General features: G+C 65.7%; 1 protein-coding gene. It reads right to left on the reverse strand.

Annotated elements, in window-relative coordinates:
- Positions 1 to 188 precede the first annotated feature (188 nt).
- Positions 189 to 1,394: a tyrosine-type recombinase/integrase gene (locus ACK5KK_RS10625; protein WP_416890054.1), complete on the reverse strand. Its 1,206-nt coding sequence runs from the start codon at positions 1,392 to 1,394 to the stop codon at positions 189 to 191.
- Positions 1,395 to 1,767: the final 373 nt, after the last annotated feature.

The raw sequence follows: 1,767 nt of genomic DNA on the forward strand, positions 1-1,767 counted from the left end.
GCGGCCAGGGCCACCACAACCCGGTGGGCAGAACTCCTGACCGCGAACGGGCAATTCCACTGGCCACCAGCGGGCACATCTGCTGGCCGCCTATGGGCAAATCCTACTGGCCGTTGACACAGGGTGGCCCGACACCGCCGACCAAGAGCATTCCTGCATAGCGGCGGCGCCGGGTCCCCGCGCCATGTTTACGCAGACAGGTCGGTGACGTCGGAAGCCGGTGCGAGCTGTTGCAGCACGTGCGCGGACGCGGCGTTGACGCGCCGGTCGGGCTCGGCGTAATGCGCTCTGGTCGTGGCCGGCGTCGAGTGGCCGAGCACCTCCGCTGCCGTCTCAATATTCATCTGATGCGCCAGCAGCGTCGCTCCTGTGCGGCGGAACGCGTGCGGCGAGATATCGATGCCGTCCAGGCCGACAGACTTCAACATCTCGCGAAGCGTGCGACGCACATTATGGGGCGCCAACGGAGTGCCGTTGCGTGTGAAGAAGACCAGGTGATCGTCGGGATGCTGCGCAAGCCGCACGAGCCGCCGGCGGAACACCTCCGCCGCGAACGGCGGAATCGCCACAACCCGTGACTCACCCGTCTTCGTCTTCGGCTGTCGCGACACACCCACCCCCTTGCGGACCACGATCGACCCGTTGACGGCGACTGTCGGCACGGCGGACGTCACGTCAACGTCGCACTTGCGGATAGCGAGCACTTCTCCGATCCGAGTGGCAGTGCCAAGCATCACCTCGATCACATCCCTGACCTGCCCGTCCGGCCGCGGCCCCAACGCGCCCGGCTCGCTTCGCCACTCGCACGCCGCCCTCCGAATCAGCGCAAGCTGCTCGACGGTCAGCGCCTTCGGCACGTGCTTCGGCCTCCTCAGCCGCGACGTCTCCTTCACCGGGTTCCGCGCGATGATCTCGCGACGCACAGCGAAGGCGAGAACCATACTGAGGATGGTCCGCGAGTGCTTCGCCCGCGCATACGAGCGCGATCGCTGCTCTCGAAGGAACCGCTCCACCCGACCAACGGTCACCTCCCGAACCGTGAGCGTACGGAACATCGGCAACACGAGCGAGCGCAGTTCCCGCTCATAGACCTCCTTCGTGCCGTCCGACCGATCAGCGTCCAGCCACAGGTCCTCGAGCCACGCATCCGCCAGATCCGCGAACGGCGAATCGGCTGTGAGCGCGCCACTGGAATCCCCCGCACGCAACCGCTCCGCGATCCGCGTCTTCAACGCCGAACGCGCAGCGCTCGCCGACTCCCCCGTCGCCGTGATCTGCCGCGACTGCCCATCCCAGTCTCGAAGCCTGGTCGACGCACGGAATCGCCGCGGACCGATCTGGCGCGTCGCGACCTCGCCGAACGTGCCGAGCGGCGTCCGCGGCCGCCCGGGCATCAGAACTCACCCCCACAGCCACCAGCAAAGACGAGATGAGGGCGAACCGGGCACGGCATAACACGAGCAATTCTTCGCATGCCAGGTAGGTACACCCGACCAGCCAAGGAGCCTCGAGCCCAGTCGAGCATCATGACCACACCGCGGGCGAAAACACGCCAACCTGTGGATAACTCGCGAATAGGTGTTGACCACATCAGATCTCTGTCCCTTCAGACGGGACAAGAAAGCCTGATCAGCCTTATCAATTTGGTAGGCACAGTACGCGACCATTCAAGAAAATCAGGGCTGGTTCCGCCGATGGCGCATGAGGTGGCGCGGCTGGCAGCAAGCGCTCAGCACACGGTTTCGAACACCGCGGAGCCCCAACCGG

The sequence above is a fragment of the Microbacterium sp. genome (assembly GCF_047972865.1).
Classification (GTDB): Bacteria; Actinomycetota; Actinomycetes; order Actinomycetales; family Microbacteriaceae; genus Microbacterium.